At 69.6% G+C, this 26,973-nt stretch carries 28 protein-coding genes and 1 pseudogene; 12 read left to right on the top strand and 17 right to left on the bottom strand.

The annotated features are described in order from the left end of the window. Positions 1 to 19 precede the first annotated feature (19 nt). The 9 genes and pseudogenes from ACTIL2_RS08195 to ACTIL2_RS08155 all read right to left on the bottom strand — a co-directional run bounded on the left by ACTIL2_RS08195 (position 20) and on the right by ACTIL2_RS08155 (position 8,015). Positions 20 to 841 (bottom strand): NtaA/DmoA family FMN-dependent monooxygenase, encoded by an 822-nt coding sequence (locus ACTIL2_RS08195; protein ID WP_442336965.1) that lies wholly within the window; start codon positions 839 to 841, stop codon positions 20 to 22. After that, a complete protein-coding gene (locus tag ACTIL2_RS08190; RefSeq protein WP_442336968.1) occupies positions 838 to 1,602 on the bottom strand; it encodes an LLM class flavin-dependent oxidoreductase in 765 nt (254 codons plus the stop codon). Before ACTIL2_RS08190 ends, ACTIL2_RS08195 begins: the two co-directional genes overlap by 4 nt. Before the next feature lie 76 nt (positions 1,603 to 1,678). Then, positions 1,679 to 1,867 (bottom strand): annotated as a pseudogene (locus tag ACTIL2_RS08185) (LLM class flavin-dependent oxidoreductase); the annotation flags it as partial. A 20-nt stretch (positions 1,868 to 1,887) separates the two neighbouring features. Beyond that, positions 1,888 to 2,853: an aldo/keto reductase gene (locus ACTIL2_RS08180; protein ID WP_442336964.1), complete on the bottom strand. Its 966-nt coding sequence runs from the start codon at positions 2,851 to 2,853 to the stop codon at positions 1,888 to 1,890. Between the two features lie 11 nt (positions 2,854 to 2,864). Beyond that, positions 2,865 to 3,881: an aldo/keto reductase gene (locus ACTIL2_RS08175; RefSeq protein WP_442336963.1), complete on the bottom strand. Its 1,017-nt coding sequence runs from the start codon at positions 3,879 to 3,881 to the stop codon at positions 2,865 to 2,867. Between the two features lie 21 nt (positions 3,882 to 3,902). Beyond that, entirely contained in the window at positions 3,903 to 5,036 is a 1,134-nt protein-coding gene (locus ACTIL2_RS08170; protein ID WP_442336962.1) for an acyl-CoA dehydrogenase family protein, read from the bottom strand. Next, the gene (locus tag ACTIL2_RS08165; RefSeq protein ID WP_442336961.1) at positions 5,033 to 5,632 is read right to left on the bottom strand and encodes a hypothetical protein; all 600 of its coding nucleotides are present in this window, start codon (positions 5,630 to 5,632) and stop codon (positions 5,033 to 5,035) included. Before ACTIL2_RS08165 ends, ACTIL2_RS08170 begins: the two co-directional genes overlap by 4 nt. After that, positions 5,629 to 6,843 carry an LLM class flavin-dependent oxidoreductase gene (locus ACTIL2_RS08160; protein ID WP_442336960.1) on the bottom strand — a complete coding sequence of 405 codons (1,215 nt, stop codon included), beginning with the start codon at positions 6,841 to 6,843 and terminating at the stop codon, positions 5,629 to 5,631. The genes ACTIL2_RS08165 and ACTIL2_RS08160 overlap by 4 nt, the downstream gene beginning before the upstream one ends. Continuing rightward, a complete protein-coding gene (locus ACTIL2_RS08155) occupies positions 6,840 to 8,015 on the bottom strand; it encodes an acyl-CoA dehydrogenase family protein (RefSeq protein ID WP_442336959.1) in 1,176 nt (391 codons plus the stop codon). Before ACTIL2_RS08155 ends, ACTIL2_RS08160 begins: the two co-directional genes overlap by 4 nt. A 121-nt stretch (positions 8,016 to 8,136) precedes the next feature. Here ACTIL2_RS08155 and ACTIL2_RS08150 point away from each other — a divergent pair, with 121 nt between their 5' ends. The 8 genes from ACTIL2_RS08150 to ACTIL2_RS08115 all read left to right on the top strand — a co-directional run bounded on the left by ACTIL2_RS08150 (position 8,137) and on the right by ACTIL2_RS08115 (position 16,989). Next, positions 8,137 to 9,207: an acyl-CoA dehydrogenase family protein gene (locus ACTIL2_RS08150; protein WP_442336958.1), complete on the top strand. Its 1,071-nt coding sequence runs from the start codon at positions 8,137 to 8,139 to the stop codon at positions 9,205 to 9,207. Continuing rightward, entirely contained in the window at positions 9,204 to 10,277 is a 1,074-nt protein-coding gene (locus ACTIL2_RS08145; RefSeq protein ID WP_442336957.1) for an LLM class flavin-dependent oxidoreductase, read from the top strand. Before ACTIL2_RS08150 ends, ACTIL2_RS08145 begins: the two co-directional genes overlap by 4 nt. Positions 10,278 to 10,346: 69 nt before the next feature. Next, complete coding sequence (locus ACTIL2_RS08140) at positions 10,347 to 11,276, top strand: aldose epimerase family protein (protein WP_442336956.1); 930 nt, start codon at positions 10,347 to 10,349, stop codon at positions 11,274 to 11,276. 25 nt (positions 11,277 to 11,301) lie between these two features. Next, positions 11,302 to 12,954, top strand: a complete 1,653-nt coding sequence (locus ACTIL2_RS08135) for a sodium:solute symporter family protein (protein ID WP_442336955.1) — start codon at positions 11,302 to 11,304, stop codon at positions 12,952 to 12,954. A gap of 33 nt (positions 12,955 to 12,987) precedes the next feature. Then, the gene (locus ACTIL2_RS08130; protein WP_442336954.1) at positions 12,988 to 13,281 is read left to right on the top strand and encodes a hypothetical protein; all 294 of its coding nucleotides are present in this window, start codon (positions 12,988 to 12,990) and stop codon (positions 13,279 to 13,281) included. Further along, positions 13,281 to 14,468, top strand: a complete 1,188-nt coding sequence (gene galT, locus ACTIL2_RS08125) for a galactose-1-phosphate uridylyltransferase (RefSeq protein ID WP_442336953.1) — start codon at positions 13,281 to 13,283, stop codon at positions 14,466 to 14,468. The genes ACTIL2_RS08130 and galT overlap by 1 nt, the downstream gene beginning before the upstream one ends. Next, entirely contained in the window at positions 14,468 to 15,790 is a 1,323-nt protein-coding gene (galK, locus tag ACTIL2_RS08120; protein ID WP_442336967.1) for a galactokinase, read from the top strand. The genes galT and galK overlap by 1 nt, the downstream gene beginning before the upstream one ends. 110 nt (positions 15,791 to 15,900) lie before the next feature. Beyond that, positions 15,901 to 16,989, top strand: coding sequence for a 2,3-butanediol dehydrogenase (locus ACTIL2_RS08115; RefSeq protein ID WP_442336966.1), 1,089 nt, complete (start codon positions 15,901 to 15,903; stop codon positions 16,987 to 16,989). A gap of 6 nt (positions 16,990 to 16,995) precedes the next feature. On the opposite strand, the gene ACTIL2_RS08110 is transcribed toward ACTIL2_RS08115, so the two are convergent. Together ACTIL2_RS08110 and ACTIL2_RS08105 are read right to left on the bottom strand one after the other, a co-directional pair. Beyond that, positions 16,996 to 17,358, bottom strand: coding sequence for a type II toxin-antitoxin system VapC family toxin (locus ACTIL2_RS08110; protein ID WP_442336952.1), 363 nt, complete (start codon positions 17,356 to 17,358; stop codon positions 16,996 to 16,998). Next, on the bottom strand, positions 17,355 to 17,603 hold the full coding sequence (locus ACTIL2_RS08105) for an AbrB/MazE/SpoVT family DNA-binding domain-containing protein (protein ID WP_442336951.1): 249 nt from the start codon (positions 17,601 to 17,603) through the stop codon (positions 17,355 to 17,357). Before ACTIL2_RS08105 ends, ACTIL2_RS08110 begins: the two co-directional genes overlap by 4 nt. 101 nt (positions 17,604 to 17,704) lie before the next feature. On the opposite strand from ACTIL2_RS08105, the gene ACTIL2_RS08100 reads away from it, so the two are divergent. Genes ACTIL2_RS08100 through ACTIL2_RS08090 form a run of 3 tightly spaced genes read left to right on the top strand, consistent with a single transcriptional unit; the run spans position 17,705 to position 20,315 of the window. Then, positions 17,705 to 18,556, top strand: coding sequence for a MetQ/NlpA family ABC transporter substrate-binding protein (locus ACTIL2_RS08100; RefSeq protein WP_442336950.1), 852 nt, complete (start codon positions 17,705 to 17,707; stop codon positions 18,554 to 18,556). Continuing rightward, complete coding sequence (locus tag ACTIL2_RS08095; protein ID WP_442336949.1) at positions 18,553 to 19,899, top strand: M20/M25/M40 family metallo-hydrolase; 1,347 nt, start codon at positions 18,553 to 18,555, stop codon at positions 19,897 to 19,899. Before ACTIL2_RS08100 ends, ACTIL2_RS08095 begins: the two co-directional genes overlap by 4 nt. Further along, entirely contained in the window at positions 19,896 to 20,315 is a 420-nt protein-coding gene (locus tag ACTIL2_RS08090) for a hypothetical protein (protein ID WP_442336948.1), read from the top strand. The genes ACTIL2_RS08095 and ACTIL2_RS08090 overlap by 4 nt, the downstream gene beginning before the upstream one ends. 97 nt (positions 20,316 to 20,412) lie before the next feature. Here the strand turns inward: ACTIL2_RS08090 and ACTIL2_RS08085 are convergent, their stop codons facing one another. Then, positions 20,413 to 21,237, bottom strand: a complete 825-nt coding sequence (locus ACTIL2_RS08085; RefSeq protein WP_442336947.1) for a sulfurtransferase — start codon at positions 21,235 to 21,237, stop codon at positions 20,413 to 20,415. 111 nt (positions 21,238 to 21,348) lie between these two features. Between ACTIL2_RS08085 and ACTIL2_RS08080 the strand changes: the two genes are divergently transcribed. Continuing rightward, positions 21,349 to 22,122, top strand: coding sequence for a DUF1684 domain-containing protein (locus tag ACTIL2_RS08080; RefSeq protein WP_442336946.1), 774 nt, complete (start codon positions 21,349 to 21,351; stop codon positions 22,120 to 22,122). Here the strand turns inward: ACTIL2_RS08080 and ACTIL2_RS08075 are convergent, their stop codons facing one another. The 5 genes from ACTIL2_RS08075 to ACTIL2_RS08055 are packed head-to-tail and all read right to left on the bottom strand — an operon-like array spanning position 22,123 to position 26,673. After that, positions 22,123 to 22,566 carry a hypothetical protein gene (locus ACTIL2_RS08075; protein WP_442336945.1) on the bottom strand — a complete coding sequence of 148 codons (444 nt, stop codon included), beginning with the start codon at positions 22,564 to 22,566 and terminating at the stop codon, positions 22,123 to 22,125. Beyond that, on the bottom strand, positions 22,563 to 24,221 hold the full coding sequence (locus ACTIL2_RS08070; RefSeq protein ID WP_442336944.1) for a P-loop domain-containing protein: 1,659 nt from the start codon (positions 24,219 to 24,221) through the stop codon (positions 22,563 to 22,565). Before ACTIL2_RS08070 ends, ACTIL2_RS08075 begins: the two co-directional genes overlap by 4 nt. Before the next feature lie 25 nt (positions 24,222 to 24,246). After that, positions 24,247 to 25,299, bottom strand: coding sequence for an LLM class flavin-dependent oxidoreductase (locus ACTIL2_RS08065; RefSeq protein ID WP_442336943.1), 1,053 nt, complete (start codon positions 25,297 to 25,299; stop codon positions 24,247 to 24,249). Positions 25,300 to 25,348: 49 nt separating this feature from the next. Next, positions 25,349 to 26,260: a nitroreductase family protein gene (locus ACTIL2_RS08060; RefSeq protein ID WP_442336942.1), complete on the bottom strand. Its 912-nt coding sequence runs from the start codon at positions 26,258 to 26,260 to the stop codon at positions 25,349 to 25,351. Next, positions 26,257 to 26,673: an SRPBCC domain-containing protein gene (locus ACTIL2_RS08055; protein WP_442336941.1), complete on the bottom strand. Its 417-nt coding sequence runs from the start codon at positions 26,671 to 26,673 to the stop codon at positions 26,257 to 26,259. The genes ACTIL2_RS08060 and ACTIL2_RS08055 overlap by 4 nt, the downstream gene beginning before the upstream one ends. Positions 26,674 to 26,973 lie beyond the last annotated feature (300 nt).

Genomic DNA, 26,973 nt, shown 5'->3' with positions numbered 1-26,973 from the left:
GCTTCGACTCGCATCTTGATTACATCCCCGTGTCCACCATCCGGGGTTCGGGCCCCACGGCGTCGGGGGAGCGTCCTGCGGCGGTGGCCCGCGCGCGGATGTCCGAGCGGAACGCCGCCGCCTTGTCCCTGGTCTGCGCGACGGTGAAGACCACGTCCGCGAACCGTCCAGCGAGCTGCAGACCACCCTCAGAGCCGCCGGCCTGGACGATCACCGGCCGCCCCTGCGGGCCGGGTGCGACGGGGAGGGGGCCCGCCACGGAGAAGAACTCGCCGTGGTGGTCCAGGCGCCGTACCTTCGCCGGGTCGGCGAAGCGTCCGGACTCCCGGTCACCGACCAGCCACCCGGGTTCCCAGCTGTCCCAGAGACCGGTGACGACCTCCAGGAACTCCGTCGCGCGGGCGTAGCGGGTGGCCTTGTCCGGAGGCTCGGACAATCCGAAGTTCGCCGCGGCGGCGTCGTTGTGCGTGGTCACGATGTTCACCGCCGCCCGCCCCTTCGTCACATGGTCGAGGGACTGGAATCTGCGGGCGAGATTGTACGGCGAGTTGTAGGTGGTGGAGCTTGTGGCGATCACCCCGAGATGCTCCGTCACGGCAGCCAGGTGCCCGAGCAGTACCAGCGGGTCCAGCCCCGTGCCCGGCGCCTCCGCGATCTCGCCACGCAGGGCCGGGGAATCGCCCAGGAACACCGCGTCCACCGACGCCTCCTCGGCGATCCGCGCCAGCCGGGTGAAGTGGTCGATGTCCAGGTAGGCCAGCGGGTCACGGCCCGGCAGCCGCCACGCGTGCCGCAGCTGGCCCGGTGTCATCAGGGACAGGTTCAGGTGCAGTCCGCTCATGCCGGACGCCAGCCCAGCAATGGTGCCAGTTCCGTGGCGGTGGTCTCCAGCAGGCGCAGGTGCTCCCCATGGTCCGGGACGCCCGGCACGAAGCTGACCAGGAGGTCGGTGATGTTCTCCAGGGCGGGGTCCGCGGCGAGCTCTGCGGCGATGTCCCCGCTCGGCCCCAGCAACGCGCGGTCGCGCTCCAGGTACTCCGGCACGGTCTCCTCGTGGACGACATCGGGGTGGGTGCTCCAGCTCTGCCAGCGCCGCACTCCCGGCGTCACCAGTTCCACCGCCGCTTCGCGGTCCGGGTGCGGGTAGACCGCGCGGGAGACCTGCACGCGCGGCTGCGCATCCGGGTGCGTCTGCGTGAACGCCTCCCGGTAGCTGCGGATCCAGGACGCCTGCGCCTCCTGCGCCTCCTCCGGTGTACCGCCGCGCCAGGCGTTCGCCCGTGACAGCTGCAGTCCGTCGCCGGCGCGGCCTGCCGCCGCGGCGGTGCGGTGGGAGTGCTCCGGCTTGCTGGTGGTGGCCTGCCACAGTTGGCCGCGGACACCGTCGGCCGGGGGATGAAGCACCTCACCGGCACTGTTCAGCGCGGTACCGTCCAGGACCTCGTGCAGGCGCCCGACCGACTCGTCCCAGAGCCGGTGGCGGTCGTCGATGTCGCGTCCGAACGCCTCCCAGGACGCGGGGAACGGACCGGCACCCACGCCCAGCTGCAGGCGTCCGCCGCTGAGCGCGTCGAGGGTCGCGGCTTGTTCGGCGACCTGCAGGGGGGTCCTCGAGGGGCAGGACGTACACTCCGGTGCCCAGCCCGATCCGGTCGGTGTGTTCGGCGATCGCCGCCAGCAGCACCAGCGGGGCGGAGACGTGCTCCTTACCCTCCCGGAAGTGGCGGTGGATCACCCAGCCGGAGTCGTAGCCGAGTTTCTCGGCCCGGACGAAGATGTCGATGGCCGCGCGGTAGGCCTCCGCCGGTTCCAGGTCGCGGTCCAGGTGCAGCAGGAAGTTCAGGCGGAACGGGCGGCCGTCCTCCACCCCGGCGCCGATGGGGGCGCTCACTGCTCCTCCCGCTGTTCGTCGATGACGGCCAGTTCGTCGTCGGTGAGGTCGGGGAAGTCCAGGGCCCGCACATTGTGGTCGAGCTGCGCGGTGGAGCTGGCACCGATGAGCGCGGAGGTCACCTCGGGACGCCGCAGTGCCCACTGCAACGCCAACTGCGCGAGTGACTGCCCGCGGGACCCGGCGAGCTCGTTCAGGGCGGCCGCACGTTCCCGGTAGGAGTCGGTGATGGCGTCGGTGGACAGGAAGGTGCTGTTCAGCGCGCGGGCGTCCGCCGGGATGTCCGTGAGGTACTTGTCGGTCAGCAGCCCCTGGGCCAACGGGGAGTACAGGATCAGGCCGAAGCCGTCGTCCGCGGCGGTCTGCAGCAGCCCGTTGTCCTCGATGGAACGGTCGAGGATGTTGTAGCGCGGCTGGTGGATCAGCAGCGGGACGCCGGCCTCACGCAGCAGGGTCGCGGCCTCGTGCGCCTTCGACGCCGGGTAGTTGGAGATGCCCACATACAGGGCCTTTCCCTGTTGGACGGCGCTGGCCAGGGCGCCGACGGTCTCCTCCAGCGGGGTCTCGTCGTCGGGACTGTGGTGGTAGAAGATGTCCACGTAGTCGGTGCCGAGATCGCGGAGGCTGTGATCCAGCGATCCCAGCAGGGACTTCCGCGATCCGCCGCGCTGGTACGGTCCCGGGCCGATCGGGTTGCCGGCCTTGGTCGACAGGATCAGCTCGTCGCGGTGGGGGGCGAGATCGCGGGCGAGGACACTGCCGAAGGTGTGCTGGGCCGCCCGGTGGGGCGGGCCGTAGCGGTCGGCGTTGTCGAAGTGGGTGATCCCCAGGTCGAAGGCGTGGAGGATGATGTCGCGCTGGGTCCCGAAGGCGTGGTCGGTGCCGAACTTCTGCCACAGGCCGAAGGAGAAGGCGGGGAGTTTCAGCCCGGAGGCTCCGGTACGGCGGTAGGGGATGGTCATTGGGGGTCCTTTCAGCGCCGCAGCGCGGCGGGTTGCAGGGAGGGGGTGTCCACGCCGGTGTCCCGGTCGTGGAACTGGGTGCCGGGGGAAACGATCCCGTCGATCCGGTCCAGGACGTCCGCGTCCAGCCGGACGTCGGCGGCGGCCAGGTAGGCGTCCAGATGGTCTGCGGTGCGCGGTCCGATGATCACGCTGCTCACCGCCGGGTGGTTCAGGGCGAAGGCGGTGGCCAGGTCGGTCAGGGCGAGTCCGTTCTCCGCGGCGAGCACGGCCAGGGCATCCGCCGCCGCGAGCTTCGGTCCGTTCTGTTCCGCGGTCACGTCGAAGCGTCCCGGGATCAGGCCGGCACGGGCGGACTCCGGCTGTCCGGCGCCGACCCGGTACTTCCCGGACAGCCAGCCGGCGGCCAACGGTCCGTAGGTCAGCACGCCCTCGCCGTAGCGCCGGGCGACGGGCAGGACCTCGCGTTCCACGCCGCGGACCAGCAGGGAGTACGGCACCTGCTGGGTGTGCGGGGCGATCAGCCCGTGCTCCGCCGCGAGCCAGTGTGCCTCGACCTGCTGGTGGGCGGGGAAGACGGACGTCCCGTAGTAGCGGATCTTCCCCTGGTGGATCAGGTCGTTGAGGGTCTGGATCGTCTCCAGTAGATCGGTGGACGGGTCGGGCCGGTGCGCCTGGTACAGGTCGATGTGGTCGGTGCCCAGCCGTCGCAGGCTGTCCTCCACGGCCTGCGAGATCCACCACCGGGAGTTGCCGGCGTGGCGTGGGTCGTCGCCGATCCGACCGTGGAACTTGGTGGCCAGGAACACTTCGTCGCGGCGTCCTTCGAGGGCGCGTCCCACCACCTCCTCGGACGCGCCCTGGGAGTACACGTCGGCGGTGTCGACCACGGTGATGCCTGCGTCGATGGCGCGGCGGATGATGCGGATCGATTCCCCGGGTTCCTGGGGGCCACCGAAGTTCATGGTGCCGAGGGTGAACGGGGAGACCGGGACGCCGGTGCGTCCCAGTGTGCGGATTTCGGTCATGGGTTCCTTTCGGGGTGCGGGTCAGAACAGGCCACTGGTGGGCGGTTCCTCGCCGGTCAGGTGCCACGCACCCGAGACGGCGGTCTTCCATTGGCGGGGGTTGTGGTTGGCGGCGGTGCGGGCGTTGCGCCAGTGCCGGTCGAAGCCGAGGGAACGGTCGGTGATGGACGCCCCGCCGACGTCGAACAGCAGCTCGGCGGCCTTCAACGCCGACTCGATCGCCGTCGCGCCCGCTTGGGCGACCGTGACCGCGGCCTCGTCACCCGGGGCGTGGTCGATCGATTCGGCGGCGAGCAGGACGACGGCCCTCGCGGTCTGCGCCCGGATGCCGATCTCGCCGACCGTCTCCCGGACGTAGGGGTCCTCCACGCTGGTGGCGGCGGTGCTGTGCTTGATCGGACGGGCCCGCTCGTTGACGAACCAGACGGCGTCGTCGAGGGCACGGGCGGCGATGCCGGCCTGGACGGCGGCGAGGTAGAGCTGCGGGAAGGCCCCGGTCCACGGATTCTCCGGCGCCGGAGCCTCGTTGACCTCGGAGTCCGCGATGAAGACGCCGTCGAAGACGGTGGACCCGGACTGGGTCAGGCGTTGCCCGACCGCGTCGAAGTCGTCGGGACGCCCCAGCCCGGCACGGTCGGTGGGGACGGTGAAGCGCACGGGGTCACCGTCCTCGGTGACGGCGGCGGTGGAGAACCAGTCCGCGTAGAGGCCACCGGTGGAGTAGTACTTGCGGCCGTCGATGATCCAGCCTCCCTCGACGCGCCGGGCGGTGGTGTGGACGCTGCCGTTGGCACCGCCGCTGCGCTCGTTGACGGTCCCGGCGAACAGGTCACCGTTGCGCAGCCGCTGCAGTGTGGGGCCGTCGGGGTTCCGGCGTGACTGGAGGAAGGTCGGACGCAGGGCCTGGGCGACGTTCGAGTCCGCCCGGGCGATGTCGATGACCAGGTCGGCGATGTCGCGGTGGTTCCCGCCGGCACCGCCGTCGGCGGCCGGGACGCCGGCGAGGCCGATACCGGCCCGGGCCAGTTCGCGGACCTCGGCGAACGCGAAGTCGCGGGTGGTCTCGCGTTCCCGGGCGGAGGCGCCGAGCCGCTCGAGCACCGGTGCGATGGCCGTGCGTATGCCGGCGACGGTGAGGGGCGTGGTGACGGTCACGGGGTGACCTCCGTCAGTGCGCCGTCGCCGTCGACCGCGAACAGCGGCGGTGGCCCCGAGGGATCGGCGGGACCGTCTAGCGGGCCGGCGACCCGGTAGTGGCGGCCACGGTGGTTCAACGGGGTGATCAGCGATTCGTCGACGGCGACACCGGACTCCTGGTCGCCGACCAGGGCCTCGGCGGGGAAGGTGCCCCACAGGCCGGTGAGGACCTGTGCGTACTCGCTCCACTGGTCGTCGGAGGAGGCCGGCTCTTCCCCGGCGACGGTGTCGCTGACCTCGTCGCCGTCACCGGTGTGCAGTACCAGGCCAGTGTGTCCGCCGGTGGCCCGGTGGACGGACTGGATGCGGCGGGCCAGGTTGAACGGCGCATTGCGGGTCGTCGGCGCATCCACCAGGAAACGGGGACGCACCGTGTCGGGAAGGGCACCGGCCAGGTAGGCGGCGACCAGCGACGGGTCGAGGGCGGGGTCGTCACCGGTGCGGTCGCGCAGACGCACGGCCGGTTCCGGCCCGGCAGCGGCGACGAGGTCCACGGCCCGGGCGAGGGGGACCTGCCCGTCCGCCCCGCCGACGGCGATGTCGATGTCTGTCATGACGCCTCCTTGAGGAGTTCGGGCACGGGCAGCCCCAGGTGGGAGCGCAGGGTGGTGTCCGCGTAGTCGGTGCGGAACAGCCCACGGCGCTGCAGCTCCGGGATCAGCTGGTCGGCCAGGTCGGTGAAACCGGAGGGAAGGACGTCCGGCATGATGTTGAAGCCGTCGGCCGCCCCGGTGCGGAACCAGTGCTCGATGTCGTCGGCGATCTGCTCCGGGGTGCCGGTGATGATGCGGTGGCCGTTGCTCCCCGCCAGTGTGCGCAGCAGCTGGCGCAGGGTGGGGTCCTCGCGCACGATGATGTCGTGGACCATGCGGTAGAAGGTCTGCGAACCACCGGCGGCGTCCGGCGGGGTGAGGATCTCCCGAGGGATCGGCTCGTCGTCGTGCAGGTCATTGACGTCGACTCCGAGCTGTCCGGACAACCTGGCCCGGGCGTAGGCGTCCGGCAGGATGTCGTCGAGGATCTCGCGGCGTTCCCGTGCCTCGGCCTCGGTGCTGCCGATCACGGTGGACAGGCCGGGGAGGATCACGATGCTGTCGGGGGAGCGGCCATGCGACGCCGCCCCGGCCCGCAGCTCCCTGCGGAACGCCCGTGCGCTGTCGATGTGCTGGTCGGCGGAGAAGACCACCTCCGCCACGCGTGAGGCCAGCTTCTTTCCGTCGGTGGAGCCGCCGGCCTGGACGATGACGGGCCGGCCCTGCGGGGACCGGTGGGTGCGCCGCGCGTCCCACTGTCCGGTGACCTGGCCCACGACCCGGGCGGCCCGCTCGTAGCGCCGGGCATGGTCCGGCTCGCCCTCGCGCCCGAAGTTGGCGGCGGCGACGGGGCCCGCGGTGGTGACCACGTTCCAGCCGAAGCGCCCGCCGCTGATCACGTCCAGGTCGCCGAGGCGTCGGGCGAGTTCACCGGTGTCGTTGTAGGACGAGGACAGCGTGCCGATCAGGCCGATACGGCTGGTCTCCGCGGCGATCCTGGCGAGCACGGTGGTGGGTTCCAGGTTGTTGCCCGGCCGGTGGCGGATGTTCGCCTCCAGCACGGGTCCGTCGGCGAGGAAGACGGCGTCGAGCTTCGCTTCCTCGGCCTTCTTCGCGATGTCCACGTAGTGCTCGACGGTGAAACTGGCGAGCGGGTCGGTGCCGGGGAAGCGCCACGCCCCGGCGAAGATCCCGGAGTTCAGGATGTTGACGTTGATGTGCAGCTGGTTCACGATGCGGCCCGTCCTTCGTAGTGGAGGTTCTCGGGGTTCCGGTGGTTGACCAGGTGGTCACCGACGACGCGGGGCTTGTAGACCACCGGGTTGTGGGACGCCAGGGTGCGGGCGTTGCGCCAGTGCCGGTCGAGGTGGGCGCGGGCCCGGGTGGCGGAGGAGCCCCCGGCGTTGAAGGCGGTGGTCGCGGCGTCGAGGACGGCTTCGATCACCGCGACCTGCGCGGCGGACGTGGTCACGTAGGCCCCGGCGAACGCCTGCTCGGTGTCGGCTGCGTGGGCGTCCTGGAGCGCAGCGGCCACGGTCTCCAGCAGGGCGGATGCCGTCAGCGAGCGCGCCTCGAGTGTTCCGATGACCGCCAGCACGTCCGGGTCGGCGGTGGCGCTCCCGTCGGTGAAGGAGTGCCGGGAAGTGCGCGTGCGTCCACGGACGATCTCCACGGTGTCCCGGACGATGGCGCGCGCGATCCCCGCCAGATTGGCCAGGTGGACGACCTGGACGAAGGAGTCGAGGCCACGGACAGCGGCACGTTCACGGGCGAGGGTGCCGTGGGGCAGCACCGGAACCCCGGTGAACACCGTGGAGCCGCTGCCGGTGAGCCGCTGGCCGATCCCGTCCCAGTCGTTGAGGTGCTTCACCCCGGAATGGTGCGCGTCGACGACCACGAAGGTGGTGGTGCGCGTCCCGTCGACGGCGGCGACCCGGATGTAGTCGGCGAAGCGTGCGCCGGTGGAGTAGAACTTCGTCCCGTTCACCACCACCGTGCCCGCCGGGTTCGTGTGGATCCTGGTCTGTTTCACCCGGTCGGCGCTCTCGGACTGGGCATTGCCGAACACGGCACCCTCCCCGATGCGGCTCAGCCAGTGGTTGCGGGCGGTCTCGTCGGTTTCCCGGCGGAGGATCTCGGTGGCGGTGAAGTGGCCCCGCCATATCTGCGGGATATTGGAGTCCGCCTCCCCGGCCTCGGCGAGGAGGCTGAACAGGGTGGGGAGGTCCACGTCGAAGCCGCCGAATTCGCGGGGGACGCGCAGGCGTCCGAATCCGGCGTCGGCCAGGTCGCGGACCCCGGCGTCGGGGTGCTCGCCACGCAGGTCACGGTCCGCCTCGTGGACGGCGATGCGGGACAGCACCTCCCGGATCCGCGGGAGGGCGTCCTCGAAAGTGTCGGTCATGGTGTGGTCCTTTCTGGTGAGGACCAGAACCGTACTGCGGGGCACCCGGCGCGTCACCGGTTATTTTTGTGCAGAGTGAATGGGACGACCGCGCCACCTGCACTGGACTACGTTCTGCGGGGTGAGCTTACGTATCCAGGACATCCGCACCTATGCCGGGACAACCCTGCGTCCTACCGCGGTGGAGGTCGACCGGACCGGGGTGGGCGCCGACCGGATCGCCGGTCTGGCCAACGCCGGGTTGCTGAACCACCTCGCCCCGGCCGAGTTCGGTGGGGCGGAGACCGACACGGCCACCGACCGGCAGATCGCCGAGACCCTCGCGGGCGCCTGCCCCAACACCTGGCTGGTGTGGACCCAGCACGCACCCCAGGTCGGACGGCTCGCCGCGTTGTACCGCGACGGGGTTGACCTGCCTGACACCGCGTACGAGATCCTGCGCGGGGAACGTATCGCTGGCGCGGCCCTCAGTGACGTGCGCCGGTACCCCGACCGCTACATCCGTGCCACGCGGGTCCGCGGCGGCTGGAGGCTGGACGGCACGGTGTCCTGGGTCAGCGGCTGGGGCATCAGCACCGTGCTCACCGTCGCCGCGGTGGATCCGGGCACCGGGACGGTGGTGACCGCACTGGTGCCGGTCGGGGAGGGGTTCCGCCCTGCCCAACTGCAGTTGGCCGCGTTGAACGGTAGCCGGACGTACCGGGTCGGACTGGAGGGTGTTGTGGTGGCCGACGACAACGTCCTGTCCCGGGAGCCGATGGAGCAGTGGCGCCGCCGGGACACCGGTGTGGCCACCGACGCCAAACCCCACCACTTCGGCGTGGCCGCCGCGGTGCTCGACGAGCTGGAACGGGAGGACGATCCTCTGGCCGGGGACATCGCCGGGCAGTGGCGCCCGGTCATTGCATCGCTGCGCGAGGAAGCCTACGCGCTGACCGATGCCAGCGATGCCGCTGACCGGGTTTCCGAACGTCTCGGTCTGAAGGTCGCGGCGACCGAGGCGCTCACGACCCTGACCGGGGCGCTGCTGACCGCCCGCGCCGGCCACGGACTCGGCCTGGACGACACCGCCCAGCTCTACGCCCGCACCGCCCTGTTCATCCGGGTCCAGGGGCAGAACGCCGCCGTCCGGCGGGCGCAGCTCACCCATTTCACCCATCCCCACCTCCACCGATCGGAGCAGAACCGATGACCGACACCTACCTGTGGTACATCCCGAACCAGAACGAGCCCGGCCACCGCGGCGACGACACCGTCGCCGACCACAACAGCCTCGACCGCCTGACCCGTCAGGCCTGGTCGCTGGAGGAGCACGGGTGGGAGGGTGCACTGCTGGGCACCGGCTGGGGACGCCCCGACACCTTCACCGTCGCCACCGCCCTGGCCGCACGCACCACCAGCTTCACCCCCCTGATCGCCGCGCGCCCCGGCTACTGGCACCCGGCGAACTTCGCCTCGGCGACGGCGACGCTGGACCACCTCACCGGCGGCCGCGTCCGGATCAACATCGTCTCCGGCAAGGACGACCTCGCGGCCTACGGCGACACCGACTGGGAGCAGCCCGACCGCTACGCCCGTACCCGGGAGTTCATCCAGCTGCTGCGCCGGCTGTGGACCGAGGAGGACGTGACGTACAACGGCGAGCACTACCAGGTGGAGGACTCCACCGTGGTGCCGCGGATCGTCCCGCGCGAGGGACGCACACACCCGACGATCTACTTCGGCGGTGCCTCGGCCGCGGCGGAGCGGGTCGCCGCCCGGGAGGCGGACGTCCAACTTTTCTGGGGTGAACCCCGTGCGCAGATCGCCGAACGCATCGGGCGGTTGAGGACGCTCAGCGACGAGGTCGGACGCGAGCACCCGCCGCTGGAGTTCGGCCTGCGCATCACCACCTTCGTGCGTGACACCCGCGAGGAGGCCTGGCGCGACGCCGAGGCCAAGGTCGCCGCGCTCGCCGGGCAGCACGGCGGGGTCGGGGCCTACTCCCAGAACCCGCACCGGCGCACCGCCGTCGGCCAGCAGCGGCTGCTGGAACTCGCCGACCGCGGCGACGTCCTCGACGACAACCTGTACACCGCGCCGGGCACCGTCGGTGCCGGGGGAGCGGCGACGACCTGGCTGGTGGGATCACCGCAGGACGTCGCCGACTCCCTGAACAAGTACCGGGACCTGGGCATCACCCACTTCATCCTGTCGGACACCCCCTACGAGCGGGAGATCGAACGGCAGGGGACGCAACTACTCCCGCTATTGAAGAGGTGAACATAATTCACCCTGACCTGGTGAAATCCGGACTTTCGCCGGGGACTACGGAGCGCTAGTGTGATCTGGATGACAATGCACCCGCCCAGTGTGACGATCGCCTCCGGCGACTGCCACGCGGTCATTGCGCTCCGCGGTGGGGGGCCGTCCCGGCTCACGTGGCGTGGGCAGGACCTGCTCGAGGGGTACGGGGGACCCGGACAACCGTCCACGGCGCCCCTGTCGGCCAATGTGGTCCTGGCCCCGTGGCCGAACCGGACAGCGGACGGGAGATTCACGTTCGGGGGCGAGGACCACCAGCTCCGGATCACCGAGCCTGAGGCATCCAACGCGCTGCACGGCTTCGGCGCCGACCGGGAGTGGACGCAGACCGCTGCCTGCCCCGGCACCGTCAGCATCGAGCTGGACCCCGGACCGCAGCCGGGCTGGCCGTGGCCGGTCCACCTCTCCGTCACCTACCGGGTGGACAGCGACGGTCTGCGGGCGGAGTTCGTGCTGCGCAACGATGCCACCACCGACATCCCCGCAGCCTGCGGGTTCCACCTCTACCCGTCCGCGCTCGGCGCCGCGACCGACACCTGCACGCTGACGGTCCCGGACCACGGGCTGCTGCCGCTGGATGACCGGGGGCTGCCCGCCGGCCCCGTCCGCGACGACGGCAGCGTCCTGCCCGCCACCGACAACCGGCTCGGGGACGCCGTCCTCGACCACTGCCTGCACGTCCGGGATGACGCGACGCCGAGGTTCGTCCTGCGGCGTCCGGACGGAGCGGGCGTGGCCGTGACCACGTCCCCGGAACTGCGCTGGTTCCAGGTCTTCACCCCCGACGAGCGCTCCGGGATGCCGTACCCCGGCAGACCCGGCGGCAGGGCCGTCGCCGTGGAGCCGATGACGGCCCCGCCCGACGCCCTGAACTCCGGCACCGACCTGGCACGGCTGCCGCCGGGAGGGCACCTGGCGTGCTCCTGGCACGTCGGCCCCGTCACCCCACACCCCTGATCCCCCAAAAGAAAGCCCATCACTCATGGAGTCCGCACAGAACGTCCTCCGGCTCGACGCGAGCTGGGTGGACTATTCGCTGGTCGCACTGTTCTTCATCTTCGTCCTCGGCATCGGCTGGGCGGCGAAGCGCAGGGTATCCAGTTCCATCGATTTCTTCCTCTCCGGCCGGGGACTCCCATCCTGGGTGACCGGCCTGGCCTTCGTCGCGGCGAACCTCGGTGCCGTCGAGATCATCGGCATGTCCGCCAATGGCGTCGAGTACGGCCTGCAGACCATGCACTACTTCTGGATCGGCGCCGTGCCGGCCATGGTCTTCCTCGGCATCGTGATGATGCCGTTCTACTACGGCTCGAAGGTCCGGTCGGTGCCTGAGTTCATGCGCCGCCGGTTCGGCAACGGTGCCCACCTGGTCAACGCGCTGTCCTTCGCCATCGCCCAGCTGCTCATCGCCGGCGTCAACCTGGTGCTGCTGGCCAAGGTGGTCAACGCGCTGCTGGGCTGGCCGCTGTGGGTCACGCTGGTCGTCGCGGCGGCGATCGTGCTGTCGTACATCACCCTCGGTGGACTGTCGGCGTCGATCTACACCGAGGTGCTGCAGTTCTTCGTCATCGTCGCCGCCCTGGCACCGCTGACCATCATCGGACTCAACAAGGTCGGTGGCTGGGGCGGACTGAAGGAGAAGGTCAACGACTTCCAGAACCACGCCTGGCCCGCCCAGGAGCTCTCCGGGTTCGACAGCCCGGTGCTCTCCGTGATCGGCGTCGTCCTGGGCCTCGGCTTCGTGCTGTCCTTCGGCTACTGGACCACCAACTTCGTTGAGGTGCAGCGTGCCATGGCGTCCGATTCGATCGGCGCCGCGCGCAAGACCCCGATCATCGGTTCCTTCGTCAAGCTGTTCATCCCGTTCATCGTGATCGTTCCCGGCATGATCGCCGGGACCATCGTGACGGCCTACAACGACGGTGGGGACGCCGAACCGAACGACGCCATCCTCTACCTCATGCGCGACCTGCTGCCGACCGGGCTGCTGGGCGTCGCGATCGCCGGCCTGCTGGCCTCCTTCATGGCGGGCATGGCCGCGAACGTCTCCGCGTTCAACACCGTGTTCAGCTACGACATCTGGCAGGCCTACGTGGTCAAGGACCGGGAGGACGGCTACTACCTCAAGGTCGGACGGTGGGCCACCGTCGGAGCCACCGTCACCGCGGTCGGCACGGCCCTGATCGCGAACAACTTCGGCAACGTCATGGACTACCTGCAGACGCTGTTCGGCTTCTTCAACGCCCCGCTGTTCGCCACGTTCCTGCTCGGTATGTTCTGGAAGCGGATGACCCCTCACGCCGGCTGGTCCGGGCTGGTCGCGGGCACCGCGGCCGCCATCATCTTCTGGGCGCTGTCGCTGGGCGGGGACCCGGTGGTGGACCTGCCCGGCCAGGGAACGGCGTTCGTCGCCGCCGGCCTCGCCTTCGTCGTGGATATCGTGGTGTCCGTGGTCGTCACCTCCTTCACCGCACCGAAACCGGACAAGGAACTGGTCGGCTTCGTGAAGTCCGTGACCCCGAAGTCCATGCTCGAGGACGCCGAGGAGAAGGAGCTGCCGTGGTACCGCCGCACGGTGCCGCTCGGTGTGCTCGCCCTCGTCATCGCCGTCGCCCTCAACGTGATCTTCGCCTGACACCGGCCGACCTCCCCTGAAAGGAGAACAACAATGAACGAGAACACCGACACCACCGAGAAGCACAGGGCGGGTGCCTTCGACATCCGCACCGTCTCCGCCGCACTGCTGGGCATCTACGGTGTGGTGCTGCTGCTGGTCGCCGCATTCCTCGACCCGGGGGTCAACCCGGACACCGGGGAGGCGAAGTCCATGGCCGACAACGTCTGGACCGGCATCGCGCTGCTCGTCTTCGCCGCGGCCCTGGTCCTCTGGGCCAGGCTGAACCCCGTCGTCGTCGACGAGTCCCTCATCGACGACGACAAGCTCCCCGGCGGGAACGACTGATGGGCGCACACCCCGTCAAGGTCACCGGCACCCGGCTGGCCGACGGCCGGGAACTGATCTACTTCGACGATGATCCCGCCGTCCTGTCCGGTGACGTGTCCCGGGAGCTCACCGACCACCGGGACCTGCCGGAACCGGTGACCGAGTCCGAGATGCGACGCGACCCGCTGACCGGGGAGTGGATCACCTACGCCGCACACCGGAACAACCGCACGTTCATGCCGCCGGCGAACGAGAACCCGCTGGCCCCGACCACACCCGGCAACCTCCCCTCGGAGGTCCCCGCCAGCGACTACGACGTCGTCGTCTTCGAGAACAGGTTCCCGTCGTTCTCCACCCGGATCGCGATGCCCGACGACCCCGCCGACTACCCGTGGCATGTCGACGGCGAGGACATCCTCCCGCGGCGGCCCGCCGCGGCGCGTTGCGAGGTCATCTGTTTCACGCCGGATTCCTCGGCGTCCTTCCGGGACCTCCCACTGTCGAGGATCCGCACCGTCATCGAGGCGTGGACGCACCGGACGGCCGCGCTGTCCGGGATCGACGGGGTCATCCAGGTCGCCCCGTTCGAGAACCGCGGCGAAGAGATCGGGGTGACGCTCCAGCACCCGCACGGACAGATCTACAGCTACCCGTACCTGCCGCCGCGTACACGCAGCATCCTGCAGAACGCCCGGGACCACCGCGGCTCCACGGGACGCGACCTCTTCGACGACGTCCTCTCCGCGGAGCAAAGGGCCGGAGAGCGGATCCTGGCCCGAACGGAGAACTTCACCGTCTTCGTCCCCGCCGGGGCGAAGTGGCCGCTGGAGATCATGCTGGTGCCGAACCGCCCCGTCGGTGACTTCACGGAGCTGACGGAGGAGGAGCGCGCCGAACTCCCGGACCTGCTGAAACCGCTGTACACCGCCGTCGACCGGTTCTTCGAGGGGGTGGAGCGGACCCCGTACATCGCGGCCTGGAACCAGGCGCCGGTGCAGTCCCGGCTCACCGGCGACGATGAGTCCCTGCGTGGCGAGGGACGGCTGCACCTGCAACTGTTCTCCCTGATGCGGTCGCCGAACCGGATGAAGTTCCTCGCCGGCTCGGAGTCGGCCTTCGGTGCGTGGATCAGCGACACCACGCCGGAGTCGGTCGCGCAGCGGTTGCGCGAGGTCTGGCCCGACAGCGCGGACCGGGAGGCATGATGGCCGGCACCCCGGGCGTCGACTGGTGGACCACCAGGGACGACGCACAGCTCGCCGCGGATGCACGGTCATTGTTCGCCGGTCACTTCGACTCCCGGTGCGAGGGCGTGTGGGCGGCACCGGGCCGGGTCAACCTCATCGGCGAGCACGTGGACTACGCCGGGGGAGTTTCGCTGCCCTTCGCGCTGCCGCAGAACACGGCCGCCGCAGTGGGCCGCAGGTCGGACGGCCTGCTGAAGCTCGTGTCGGTGGAGCCGGGCTCCGGCGGCACCGACCCCGAGACCTTCGCGATCGCGCTCGACGACATCGGACCGGGGAACCCGGCCACCTGGGCGGGGTACGCCGCCGGCGCCGTCTGGGCTGGACTGCAGGACGGGGTGGTCCCGCACTGCGGCGGCCTCGACATCGCCCTGGTCTCCGATGTGCCCGTGGGGGCCGGACTGTCCAGTTCCGCGGCGCTGGAGTGCTCGGTGGCGCTGGCGGCGTACGAACTCGCCGTGGGGCATCCCCCGGAGGCGGGCGCGACGGAACGGTTGATCGCCGCATGCATGCGGGCGGAGAACGAGGTGGTCGGGGCGTCCACTGGCGGTCTGGACCAGCGCAGCTCTTTCCACGGACGCCCCGGCCAGGTGCTCGCCGTCGATTTCCTCCGTGACACCGTGGACATGGTCCCCTGTGACCTGGCCGGGGCCGGGTTGTCCCTGCTGATCATCAACACCAACGCGAAGCACCGGCTCGTCGACGGGCAGTACGCCTCGCGCCGGGGGGTGGTCGATGCGGTGGCCGGGTACCTCGGTGTCCCCACGGTCGGTGCCGCCCTGGAGTCCGACCCGTCCTCCAACCTCGATGCGACTGCCGCCGACTGGTCCCGGACACCGGAGGCTCACCGGCTGCTGGGCGGAGGGCCGCTGTCGCAGGAGGACATGTCGGTCACGGCGGTGCACCGCATCACCCACGTCGTCGAGGAGATCCGGCGCACCCGGGAGCAGGCGGTGCCGTTGCTGCGTGAGACCGGTGCGTCCCTGCGGCGGGACGCGGGCGAGCTCGGGGCACTGATGAACGCCAGCCACGACAGCCTCCGCGACCTGTTCGAGGTCACCGTGCCGGAGCTCGACACCGCACAGGAGGCGGCCCTGGCGTCCGGTGCACTGGGAGCGAGGATGACCGGTGGTGGCTTCGGCGGGAGTGTGATCGCGCTGGTCGCGAAGGACGGTGTCGACCCGGTGGCGGCAGCGGTTGCCGCCGCGGCGGCGGACCGGGGCTTCCCGTCCCCGACGTTCTTCACCGCGGAACCGTCCGCGGGTGCCCGGCGTCTGGGGTAGGGGGCGCAGTGACCCGGAGGGGTCCACCCCCGTTTGTCGAGGGCTGGGTCACACCGGGCGGACGGGCGGTGTGGGCGTCGCTACCATCGGTATGTATGGCAACCGAAACCATCAGAGCAGCACGCTACTACGACAACCACGACATCCGGGTCGAGAACATCGAACCGCAGTCGCTGGAGCCCGGCACCGTACGCATCGACGTCGCCTGGTGCGGCATCTGCGGAACAGACCTGCACGAGTACCTGGACGGGCCGATCTTCTGCCCGGCCTGCGGGCAACCCCACCCGATCTCCGGGGAGGACGCCCCGGTCACCCTGGGCCACGAGTTCTCCGGTGTGATCGCCGAGGTCGGCGAGGGTGTCGATGACCTGGCCGTGGGCGACCACGTGGTCGTGGAACCCTACATCATCGGCGAGGACGTGGACACCGGCCCGGACAGCACCACCTACCACCTGTCGGAGAACATGAACTTCATCGGCCTGGCGGGCCGCGGCGGTGGCATGTCGGAGAATATTGTGGTGCGCCGCCGCTGGGTCCACCGGATCGCCGACAGTGTTCCGCTGGATGAGGCGGCACTGATCGAGCCGCTGTCGGTGGGGTACCACGCCGTCCAGCGTTCCGGGATCACCGGGGACAACGCTGCCGGGAAGACCGCCCTGATCGGCGGTGCCGGTCCGATCGGCCTGCTGACCGCAGCGGTGCTGACGGCGATGGGCGTGCGGGTTGTCGTCTCGGAGCTCTCCGAACTGCGACGCCAGAAGGCCCTGGATTCCGGGGTCGCCGATGTCGCGCTGAACCCGGCGGAGGTGGACGTGGCCGAGGAGGTCACGACCCTCACCGACGGCCGCGGCGCGGACGTCGCCTTCGAGTGCACCTCGGTCCAGGTCGTCCTGGACACCCTGATGGATGCGCTGCGGCCGACCGGTGTGCTCGTGGTCGTGTCCATCTGGGGGCACAAGTCGGACTTCGACATGCACAAGCTGGTGATGAAGGAGATCGACATCCGCGGCACGATCGGGTACGTCAACTCCCATCCGGCGACGATCAAGCTGGTGGAGTCCGGGAAGATCGACCTGAAGCCGTTCATCACCGGGAAGATCGGGCTGGAAGGCCTGGTCGACGAGGGCTTCGACACCCTGATCAACCACAACGAGACCGCGGTGAAGATCCTGGTGTCGCCGTCGGGCGAGGGTCTGTAGGCGGCGTCACCGGATCTGGAGGATCCCCTCCGACGAGCCCCAGGCCTTGTCGGCGGTCAGTACCGGGACGGTGAGCCGCTGGCCGAGCGCGAGACACAGCCGATCGGCCAGAGACAGGCTGGCTCCCGGGCGCCAGAGGAGGGCGGCACGTTCCGCGTCATCGGCTGTCACGGGTTCGACCTGCAGTCCGTAGCTCACAAGGAGTGCACGCGCGACGTCCCACTCAGCTCCCGCGCGGATGATCTTCTGTGTGACCTCCGACCAGTTGGCTGCACCGACAACTGCATGCTGCAGGGCCTGCTCCACCCGCTCGGCACCGGGCTCACCGTGGAGGAACGCGAGGATGGCTGAGGCATCAAGAACTTTCACGGGGTCAGGTCTTCCCGAAGAGCTTCCGCACGTCGTTCCTCGATCAGTTCATCGACCAGGTTCGTTCCTGCGAGCTGCTCCCTGATCATGTCTTTGGCCTGTTCGCGGGTAGCCACGACAACACCCCTGTCGGTCTCGATCAGAAGGAGCGGGGTTCCCTGGGTCCACTGCTGTCGCTGGCGCATCTCGGCGGGGATGACCATCCGTCCTCGGTCTCCCATTGCAACATTGAATGTGGTACTCATACCCGCACGATACCACTCGAAACGGCCGGGGCGGAGTCCCGGAAATAGACAGAACAGTCTAGTGTGGTGGGGAGACGACATCACCACCAGAGGAGAACCGCATGTCCAGAACCACCCGCGCTGCACGCACCCTGCGCTCTGCGGGCGCAATCGGCGTCGCCGGAGCACTCGTCCTGACCACCGCCGCCTGCATGGGTGGGGATGACGGCGGCGATGACGACGACACCATCCGCGTCGCCACGTCCCCCGGGCCCTACAGTGAACTCTTCCGGGAGGGCGTCACCCCGATCCTCGAGGAGCAGGGATACGAGGTCACCTTCGACGATTTCACCGAGCTGCAGCAGGCCGACATCGCGCTGAGTGAGGGGAGCGCGGACCTCAACGTCGACCAGCACACCGCCTACATGGACAACTTCAACTCCGAGTCCGGTGGCGACCTGGGCTCCATCGTCCCGATCCCGACCGTCCCGGCCGGGCTGTTCTCCTCGCAGCACACCGACCTGGGGGAGATCGAGGACGGCCAGACCGTGTCGATCCCCGAGGACCCCGCCAACACCTCGCGTGCCTACCGCCTGCTGGTCAAGGCCGGGTGGCTGACGCTGAAGGATGGGACGGACGAGACGGCGGTCACCGCCGAGGACATCGAGGACAATCCCCACGACCTCGACATCCAGTTGGTGGATTCGGCATTCATCTCCCGCGCCATCGACGATGTGGACTGGGCCGTGATCCCCGGCTCCATGTCCTACTCCTCCGGCATCGACACCGACCTGCAGCTGCTGCAGGAGGACCTGCTGCCGGATCTGGAGCTCGTCGCGGTGACCCAGCAGGACCAGGTCGGCAGCGACTGGGCGGAGGACGTGAAGGACGCCTACCTGTCCGATGAGTTCGCCGAGTACCTCGCCAGCCGCGACGAGGACGACTACTGGGTGGTCCCGGAGGCTGACCAGTGAGCGAACTGTACGACGATTCCCTCGACCTGCTGCAGAAGCTCGTCCGCAATGCCTGCGTCAACGATCTGACACCCGACTCGGGCCAGGAGGTCCGCAACGCCGACACCCTGGAGGAGTTCTTCGCCGCGGAGATCGCGTCCGGTGCTGTGGACGTGCAGCGACTGGAACCGCGGCCGGGACGCACCAGCATCATCGTGACCGTCCCGGGATCCGACCCGTCCGCGGAACCGTTGACCTTCCTCGGACACACCGATGTGGTCCCCGTCGACGAGGCACGTTGGACGAAGGAGCCTTTCGGCGCGAAGATCGAGGACGGCAGAATCTACGGTCGCGGAACCGTCGACATGCTTGGGCTCACCGCGCCGATGGCGGTCATCACCCGGACCGTCGCCCGGAAGGCAGCGTCCGGTGAACCACCCCGCGGCACGCTGACCTTCGTCGGTGTCGCCGATGAGGAGGCGCGCGGTGGCCTGGGAGCCGGATGGCTGTCGAAGGAGCACCCGGAGGCGTTCAGCTGGCGTAACTGCATCTCGGAGACCGGTGGTTCACACCTGCCGGTCGGTGATGGTTCGGATGCCGTGATCGTGGCTGTCGGGGAGAAGGGTGCGGCGCAGCGCCGTCTGCACGTCACCGGGGATGCGGGCCACGGTTCGCAACCCTTCGGGCGTGATTTCACCGTCGCACGCATCGCCGAGGTGGCCCGGCGCATCGCCGCGCACCGTCCCCCGGTGTCGCAGAGTGGTCTGTGGCGGGGGTTCGTGGAGTCGTTCCGGTTCTCCCCGGAGGTGCAGGACGCACTGCTGCAGGGCACGGATGACTCCGCGTACCTGCAGTTCGGTGACCTCGCCCGGTACGCCGACGCGGTATCGCACCTGACGGTCTCGCCGACGGTGCTTCGGGCGGGCAAGGCGATCAACGTGCTGCCCAGTTCGGCGTACCTGGAGCTGGACATCCGCCCGCTGCCGGGGCAGAGCGACGGGGACGTGGACGCGGAACTGCGTGTGGCACTGGGGGATCTGGCGGACGAGGTGGAGTTCGAGCGGTTGATCTCGGAACCGGCCGAGGTGTCCACCACGGACTCGCCGTTGTACCGGGCGATCGAGTCGACGGTGGCGTCCTTCTTCCCGGGGGCTTCCGTGGTGCCGGTGCTGTCACCGGGTGGTTCGGACCTGCGCTTCGGCCGTCGGCTGGGTGGGGTGGGCTACGGTTTCGCCCTGAACGCCCGGGAGCGGACGCTGGCCGATGTCAGCGCGCAGCTGCACACCCATGATGAACACCTGTACCTCGAAGATCTGGATTTGACTGTCAGCGCCTACGCTCAGCTGGTAGACACATTTCTGTGAGAAAATTTCTAGGGTTCCGATGTGCTGGCGCTGCTGCGGCAGTCGTCGGACTGGCGGTTGCCGGATGCTCCCCTGCGGAGGACGACCTGGCGGAGCCGACGTTCGTCGAGCAGACCTCCGAGGATTACGCCGAGGACGATGAGCCCGTCGCGCCCGGAACGATGTGTGGTGCGGCGTCCGGAGACACACTGGTGGAGGTGCGCGAGGGGTCGGTGTCGTGCCTGGAAGCCCAGGAGATCATCGACGAGTACGAGGACCGCCGTGAATCCGAGGGCGGTGGCAATACGTTGGCGATGACGGTCGGGGACTGGGATTGTTCCTCGCCCACCGCCGGACGCAGTGCCGAACTCGAGGCCGGGGGGATCTGCTACGGCCCCGACGACGGGGTCATCGCCACACCTCTGCCCACCCGGTAGGCCTCCACGGAAGTTCTACCACTGTTCGGGAGATTGAACTCGCATAACCGCAGGTCGCGGAAAATCCTGCGACTGAAAAGTGGTATAACTTCCCAGTTCACCCCACCGGCCGGTCCGGGTCGGACGACCACTGTGACCAGGAGCCGGGGAACAGCGCCAGATCGACACCGATGGTGGACGCGGCAGCGACAACGACCGCGGCGGAGACCCCGGATCCGCAGTACGCCGCTGATCCGCCGCCCGCCCCGTGGAGGATCGAACGCAACCCGTCCTGCCCCACGAACGTCCCGTCCCCGTCAAGGACGTCCGTCGACGGCAGGTTCTCCGCACCCGGGATGTGCCCGGCCACCGGGTCGACCGGCTCCACCTCGCCGCGGAAACGCTCCGGGGCCCGGGCGTCCAGGAGCTGACCATCCCCGGAGGAGGCGAGGTCGCCCGCCTCATCGGCGCTGAGCACCGGCAACGCACCGGAGTACAGGTCATCGAACGGCACCGTCACCGATCCCCGGCTGTCCACGGCGGCGGACTCACCGGTCTCCACCTCTCCGCCGTACCGTGTCCACGCGGACCAGCCACCGTCGAGGATCCGGACGTCCCGGAGCCCCGCGGCACGAAGTACCCACCAGGCACGCGATGAACCCGCACGGTTCCAGTCGTCGTACACGACAACAGGTGTCCCGTCGTCCACGCCCCACCGGCGCAGCGAGGCCTGCAGGTCCGGCCCCGACGGCAACGGGTGCCGACCGCGTCCCGCCACGGAATGGTCGCTGAGCTCGGTGTCCAGGTCAACGTAGCGTGCCCCGGGGATGTGTCCGGCGGCGAAGTCGGCGCGTCCGTCCGGATGCTGCAGCGTCCAACGGACATCGAGGACGACGGTGGAATCCAGATGGGCGGCAAGTTCTGCGGCGGTGATGAGGGTCATGTCCCCTCTCTACCGGAATCCGGTTGGGTTCGTGGCGAACACAACTGTCGACGCGGCGGACACCTCCGCGGCAGAGTAGGTGCACTGGACCCACCACGTAAGGAGACACCCATGACCGACACCACACTGGCCACACCCCGCACCGACTGGGAAGCGTGGCGTGGGGACCGCCGGGCCGCCGTGACCGCACCCGACGGACCCGCTGCACTGACCGGCACGCACTGGATCACCGCGACTGATGTGGACGGGGCCGTGGAGATTCCCGGTGTCCCGGGACGCTGGTACTCCGAGCGGGACGCCGTGCTCGGCGTGGACTTGCCGGGGGCGTGGGGTGGCCCCACCGTCCGCCTGGCCCCGGGCGAGCGTACCGCCCACGGCGAGGTGACTCTCGTCGGGCACTCCCGGGCCGGCACCGCAGCCCTGCGCACCTTCGACACCACCTCCGCGAACTACGCCGACGTGGCGGACATCGACGTCTTCGACCACGACGAGCGCTGGGTCGTGCCGGCAACATTCACCGCCGAGCCCGCGACCGTCACCGTTGCCAGTGCCGACGGGTTCACCGCGGACGGCGAGGTCGCCGGGTGGCTGACTTTCCGGGTCCCGGACGGTGGCGAGCACCGGCTGCAGGTCAAGGAGACCGACGAGGGCTTCTTCGCCTCCTTCGCCGACGCGGGGCGTGAGTCCGGCGACCGGACCTTCGGCTTCCGCTTCCTCCGGGTCCCCGCGCCGGACGCCGACGGTAAGGTCACCATCGACTTCAACCGGGTGCAGCTCCCGGCATTCGCGTTCTCCGCGGCATTCCTGTGTCCGCTCCCGTCGCAGGAGAACACGCTGGACACCGTGGTTGCCGCAGGCGAGAAGCGCGTGGTGCGGGCGGGATAGTTACGTGACCGCGTCGCGGAGGATCCGGATGGCCTTCGGGCCGACACCGTGCCACTGGGCGACGTCGTCGAGCGCATGACCGGCCAGATCGGCCAGGCTGGTGACTCCGTGCGCGACCAGGGCTTTCGTCGCTGGGTTGCCGATGGCTCTCGGCAGGTCACCGACCTCACCGGCCACGGCGTCGTCCGCGGCGGCGAGGGGCCCGGCGAGCTCGGACGGTGCCGCGGCGAACCAGGCCCGGCGCACCCAGTGGTTGGTCTCCATCCCGTTGAGCTCCGCCAGCGGTGTGTTCTGCGGGGCGCCGTCGGTGTCCGGGTGAAGGATCAGGGTTTTCCCGGTGGTCACGGTGACGAAGACGGTCCCGTGCACCGAGAACTCACCGCTGTCCTCCTCGACCCCGGGCAGGGCGAGGGCGGCCTTGCGGACCTGTGCGGGTGTCGTCATACCAGTCCACGGTACCGGTTCACCGCTGCGGCGATGTCCTGCGGACGTACCCCGGCACGACGGCCCGGGTGGCGTCCCCGGTGGGGCACCAGGCCGGTGACGGCACGCGTCGCCTCGTCCAGGGAGACCTGTCCGTCCAGATTCAGTGCCGCCAGGGCCGCGGCGATCGCGCAGGTCTGCGAGGGGTCGACCAGCTGGGAACAGGCGGAGAGGTCGATGGCGTCGTCGCCGACGCGGATCGAGTCCAGACCCTTGCCCTGGGGTGGGCGGGACCCTTTCCGTCCCTTGCCCGGGGACCTGAACGTGACGGGGGAGGGGACGCGGGGCCGCGGCATCCGGAACGCCCCGGCGTCCCGGTGCGGCTCGGCCAGGTCCCGGGCACGGCCCGTGACATCGACAGGACGGTAGGCGTCCAGCATGATCACGGTGTCCGCCACGTCGATGAACATGCCGGAGCCGCCCGCGACCAGGACTGTCGAGACACCGTGGTCGGTCCACAGGGAACGCACCCGGTCGACCAGTGGGGTGATCGGTTCCTTGGCGGACGGGACCAGGGTGCGCATCCGGTCGTCCCGGATCATGAAGTTCGTCGCCGAGGTGTCCTCGTCGATCAGCAGGGTTGTTGCCCGTGCATCGAGGGCCTCGACCAGCCCGGCGGCCTGTGACGTGGACCCGGAGGCGTTGGTGGTGGAGAAGCCGGCGGTGTCGGCACCGCCCGGCAGGTCATGGAGGAACGCGGAGATGTCCACGTCCGTGACCGACCGGCCGTCCTCCGCGCGCAGCGACGCAGCCGTCGGGTCGGTGACGGAGAATTCCCGCCCGTCGCCGGGAACGTGGTTGTAGATGCCGAGCTCCACCGCCTTGAGCAGGGTGGACTTCCCGTGGTAGCCGCCGCCCACGATCAGCGTGACCCCCTGCGGCACGCCCATCCCGGACACCGTGCGCCCCGAGGGCAGGGTCACGCTGTGCCGCAGGGAGTCCGGGGCGGTGAACGGCACGGCACCGGCGAGAGGACGCTGCGAGTTCCCCGCTTCCCGGGGCAGGACGGACCCTTCCGCAACGAAGGCGACAAGGCCGAGGCGGTGCAGTTGCCCGCGGAGGTGCTCCTGGTCACCGTACGTTTCCACGGCAGTGCCGAGGTCGGCCCAGTCGGTGTCGGACAGATCGAGCAGCGCGTCCCGGATCACGCGGGGAAGGACCTCGCACAGCAGGGTCGCTGCGGCGCGACCGCGGATCCGGCGGCCCCCGGCGGGCAGGGCCGCCTCCAGGCGTACATGGATGGTGCCGCCGTCGATGACCACGCTGGCCCGGTCGAGGACCTGTTGGCCGGGGGCGTCGATGGTGAGGAAGCCGGAGCTTTTCCCGCCGTCCGGGGAGTGCCGGCTGACAGCCGCGGCGACGCGCCGGGCCAGGTGGTCGCGGACCGGCACGTCCTCCCCGGAGCCGACGCGGATGCCGGTGACCTCCAGCGGGACGCTGACCTGGATCAACGACGGTGGGGCGAAGGGGTCGGCCTGCACCTTGTCGACGGTGAGCCCGAGGTGGTCACCGGGGTCGCCGATGCTGAACCGCCGCCCCGTGAGTTTCTTGTAGGCGCCGTACCCGGCGCCGTCGAGACCGGTGAGTTGCTGGTGGAGCTGGTCGGCAGTGCCCATGGCCGCCCACCGTATCAGTCGGGGGTTACACCGTCGGCGTCGTCCAGCCAAGCTTCGGCGCCAGCGACCCTGCGATGTCACCGAGGAGCTGCAGGTAGTCGTCCTGCGCGAAGGTGAACGGCAGGGCGAAGGCGACCTCATCCACCGCCCGGAACGCCGACAGGTCCAGCAGCTGCTCGGCGATCTCGTCGGAGGTGCCGATCAGGTCCGGGGCGGTGATCATCTTCTTCGGCCCGAATGCCTGGAGCCTGCCGACCCCGACCTCCTTGCGGTGCTGCACATAGGCCTCGTACCTGCGTTTCTGGTCCTCCGTCGCCGAGTCGGTGGGGATGATGACCAGACCCTGCGACACCCGTGGCGTCCCGCCGAGGACACCGGAGTAGTGCTCGCGGTACAGGTCGATCTGGGCGCGCTGGTTCTCGTCGAAATCCTCGCTGGTCTCCGCGGAGATCACGCTGGAACTCAGCAGGTTCAGGCCGTGCTCGGCGGTCCACTGCGTCGACGAGCGTGATCCGGAGCCGTACCACAGCCGGTTGACCAGTCCAGGGGCATGCGGCTGGACCTGGTTAGTGAACTCCTCGGTGTTCTCCACCTGTGGGAAGGCAGCCACCTCGTCGCCGCGGACGGCCTCCATGAGCCGTTCCACCCTCCGCTTGGAGAAGTCCTCCGCCCCGGCGGTGTCCGGGTAGAGGGCGTCCCTCCAGCTGTCGAAACGCATCGGGGTGCCGACGGAGACCCCGGGGTTCAGCCGGCCGCCGGTCAGCACATCCACCGTGGCCATGTCCTCGGCCAGGCGCAGCGGGTTCTCCGGGCCCAGCGGAGTCACTGCCGTGCCGAGGTGGATACGGCTGGTGCGCTGGGACGCGGCGGCGATGACGGTCATCGGGGAGGTGATGCCGTGCTGCATGTGCCGGTTGCGCAGCCAGGCGCTGTCGAAGCCGAGTTTCTCGCCGTGCTCGATGAGCTGCAGCGTGTTCTCGATGCCGGTTCCGGGGTCGGACGGGTCGAAAGTGCCGATGGTGAGGAAGCCGAGGCGGCGCAGCGGGAGGTTCGTGTCGGTGGTGTCGTCGATGCTCATGTCTTCACTCTAGACCCAAGTGGTTGACGTGTCACCTTTGTGGTCGGTGCTATCTCAACCCGAACCCGGCCTTCTCCAGGATCCGCCGCAGGAACTGGCGCTTCGTCCTGGTCGCGGATCTCCCCGACATCCTGGTCAGGGTCTGCGCCGACCACTGCGGATGCTGGCCGTAGCGGGAGAAGTACCCGGCCAGTGCCTCGTTGTAGCCGTCCAGCAGTTCGGCGCGCTCCGCGGCGCCGGCGGCGTCCGCCCGGTTGTTGTAGCGGTCGTGGTGCAGGAACAGTTCCCGGGGGAGACGCGGCTTCACCCCGGCGTTCTCCTCCGGGTCGCCCCAGCCCACCGCCAGGCCGAGGAAGGGGACCACGGTCTCCGGCAGTCCCAGGATCTCCTGGATTCGCTCGATGTCGTTGCGCAGCGAGCCCAGGTACACCGTGCCCAGGCCCAGCGACTCGGCGGCGACCACCGCATTCTGTGCTGCGATCCCGATGTCGAGGGCCGCCATCATCGGTTCGTCCAGGTAGTCCAGGGCGCCGAGGTCATGGGGAGGACGCTTCGCCACGCCGTGGATCTCCTCGTCGTCCCCGTCGGCGCCTGCGGCGTCCCGCACCTGCTGCGCGAGGAAGCGGGGCTGGGAGAAGTCGATCAGCCACACCAGGACCGCCGGGGCGGTCGCCACGTGCGTGGACATCTGCTTGCCGATGCCCGCGATCTCCTGCTTGATGCCGTCGTCGCGCACCGCCACGACCGAGACGACCTGCTTGTTCGATGACGTCGCCGCCGACTGTGCCGCGGCGGTGAGGGTGTTCAGGGTGGTGTCGTCGATCCCGCGGTCCTGCCACAGGCGCACGGAACGGTGGCGCAGAATCGTGTCGAGGGTGTCGTTCCAGGTGTTCCCGTCGGGACTCCACTGCTGCTGACGGCCGTAGCGGGCGGTGAGGCGGTCGTCGGGGGTGTCGGTCATGCCAGTCCTTCGGTGAGCAGGTCGTTCAGTCGGTCGAGGGCGGTCTGCCAGCCGGGCCGGGCGGCGTCGGCGGTGGCCCCGGCGTCCGGGCCCCCGATGGTGTTGGTGAAGGTCAGCTCCGTGGTTTCGGCGTCCTCCGTGCCGGACGCGACGAGGTCGAACCGCAGGACCTCGGTGTCCCAGGTGTACTCCAGCGCGGTCGGTGGCCTGTAGGTGGTGACCTCGCCCTGGCCGACCAGTCCCGTGTCCGCGATGAACATCAGTTGCCGGCCCGCGCCGAAGGTCAGCAGGGACCGGTCGTAGTCGAGGGTGTCCACGAACCACCTGCGCAGGTGCTCGGTCCGGGTCAGCGCGCGGAACACCTTCACCGGGCTCGTCGGTAGCTGGACGTGGAGTTCGACTGTTGTCGTCATGCACCCATCCTGCCATTGCATGCAACGGGAGAGGACGGGGACGGCGCCGGAGATGACCGGTGCCGTCCCCGTCCATGGAGGAGAACAGGGGTGCTGCTACGTTTCCCCGGTGTCCGGTTGCTTCGGTCCCGACCACAGGGTGCTGAGTGTGTCGGCGACCTGGGAGGGGGACGCGAAGCGGGCGGTCATCGTGGGGGCGTTCGTCATCGACGCGGTCATGGTGGCGGTGCCTTTCCGTGGTGGTGTGGTGTTTCCGTGTGTGACAGGGCGTTCGCCCTGCCTCACAACAAACAATCTAGA

The organism is Corynebacterium sp., from assembly GCF_052107835.1.
GTDB lineage: Bacteria > Actinomycetota > Actinomycetes > Mycobacteriales > Mycobacteriaceae > Corynebacterium.
The sequence above is the reverse complement of the archived record's forward strand: the minus strand, read 5'-3'. Positions and strand labels throughout refer to the sequence as shown.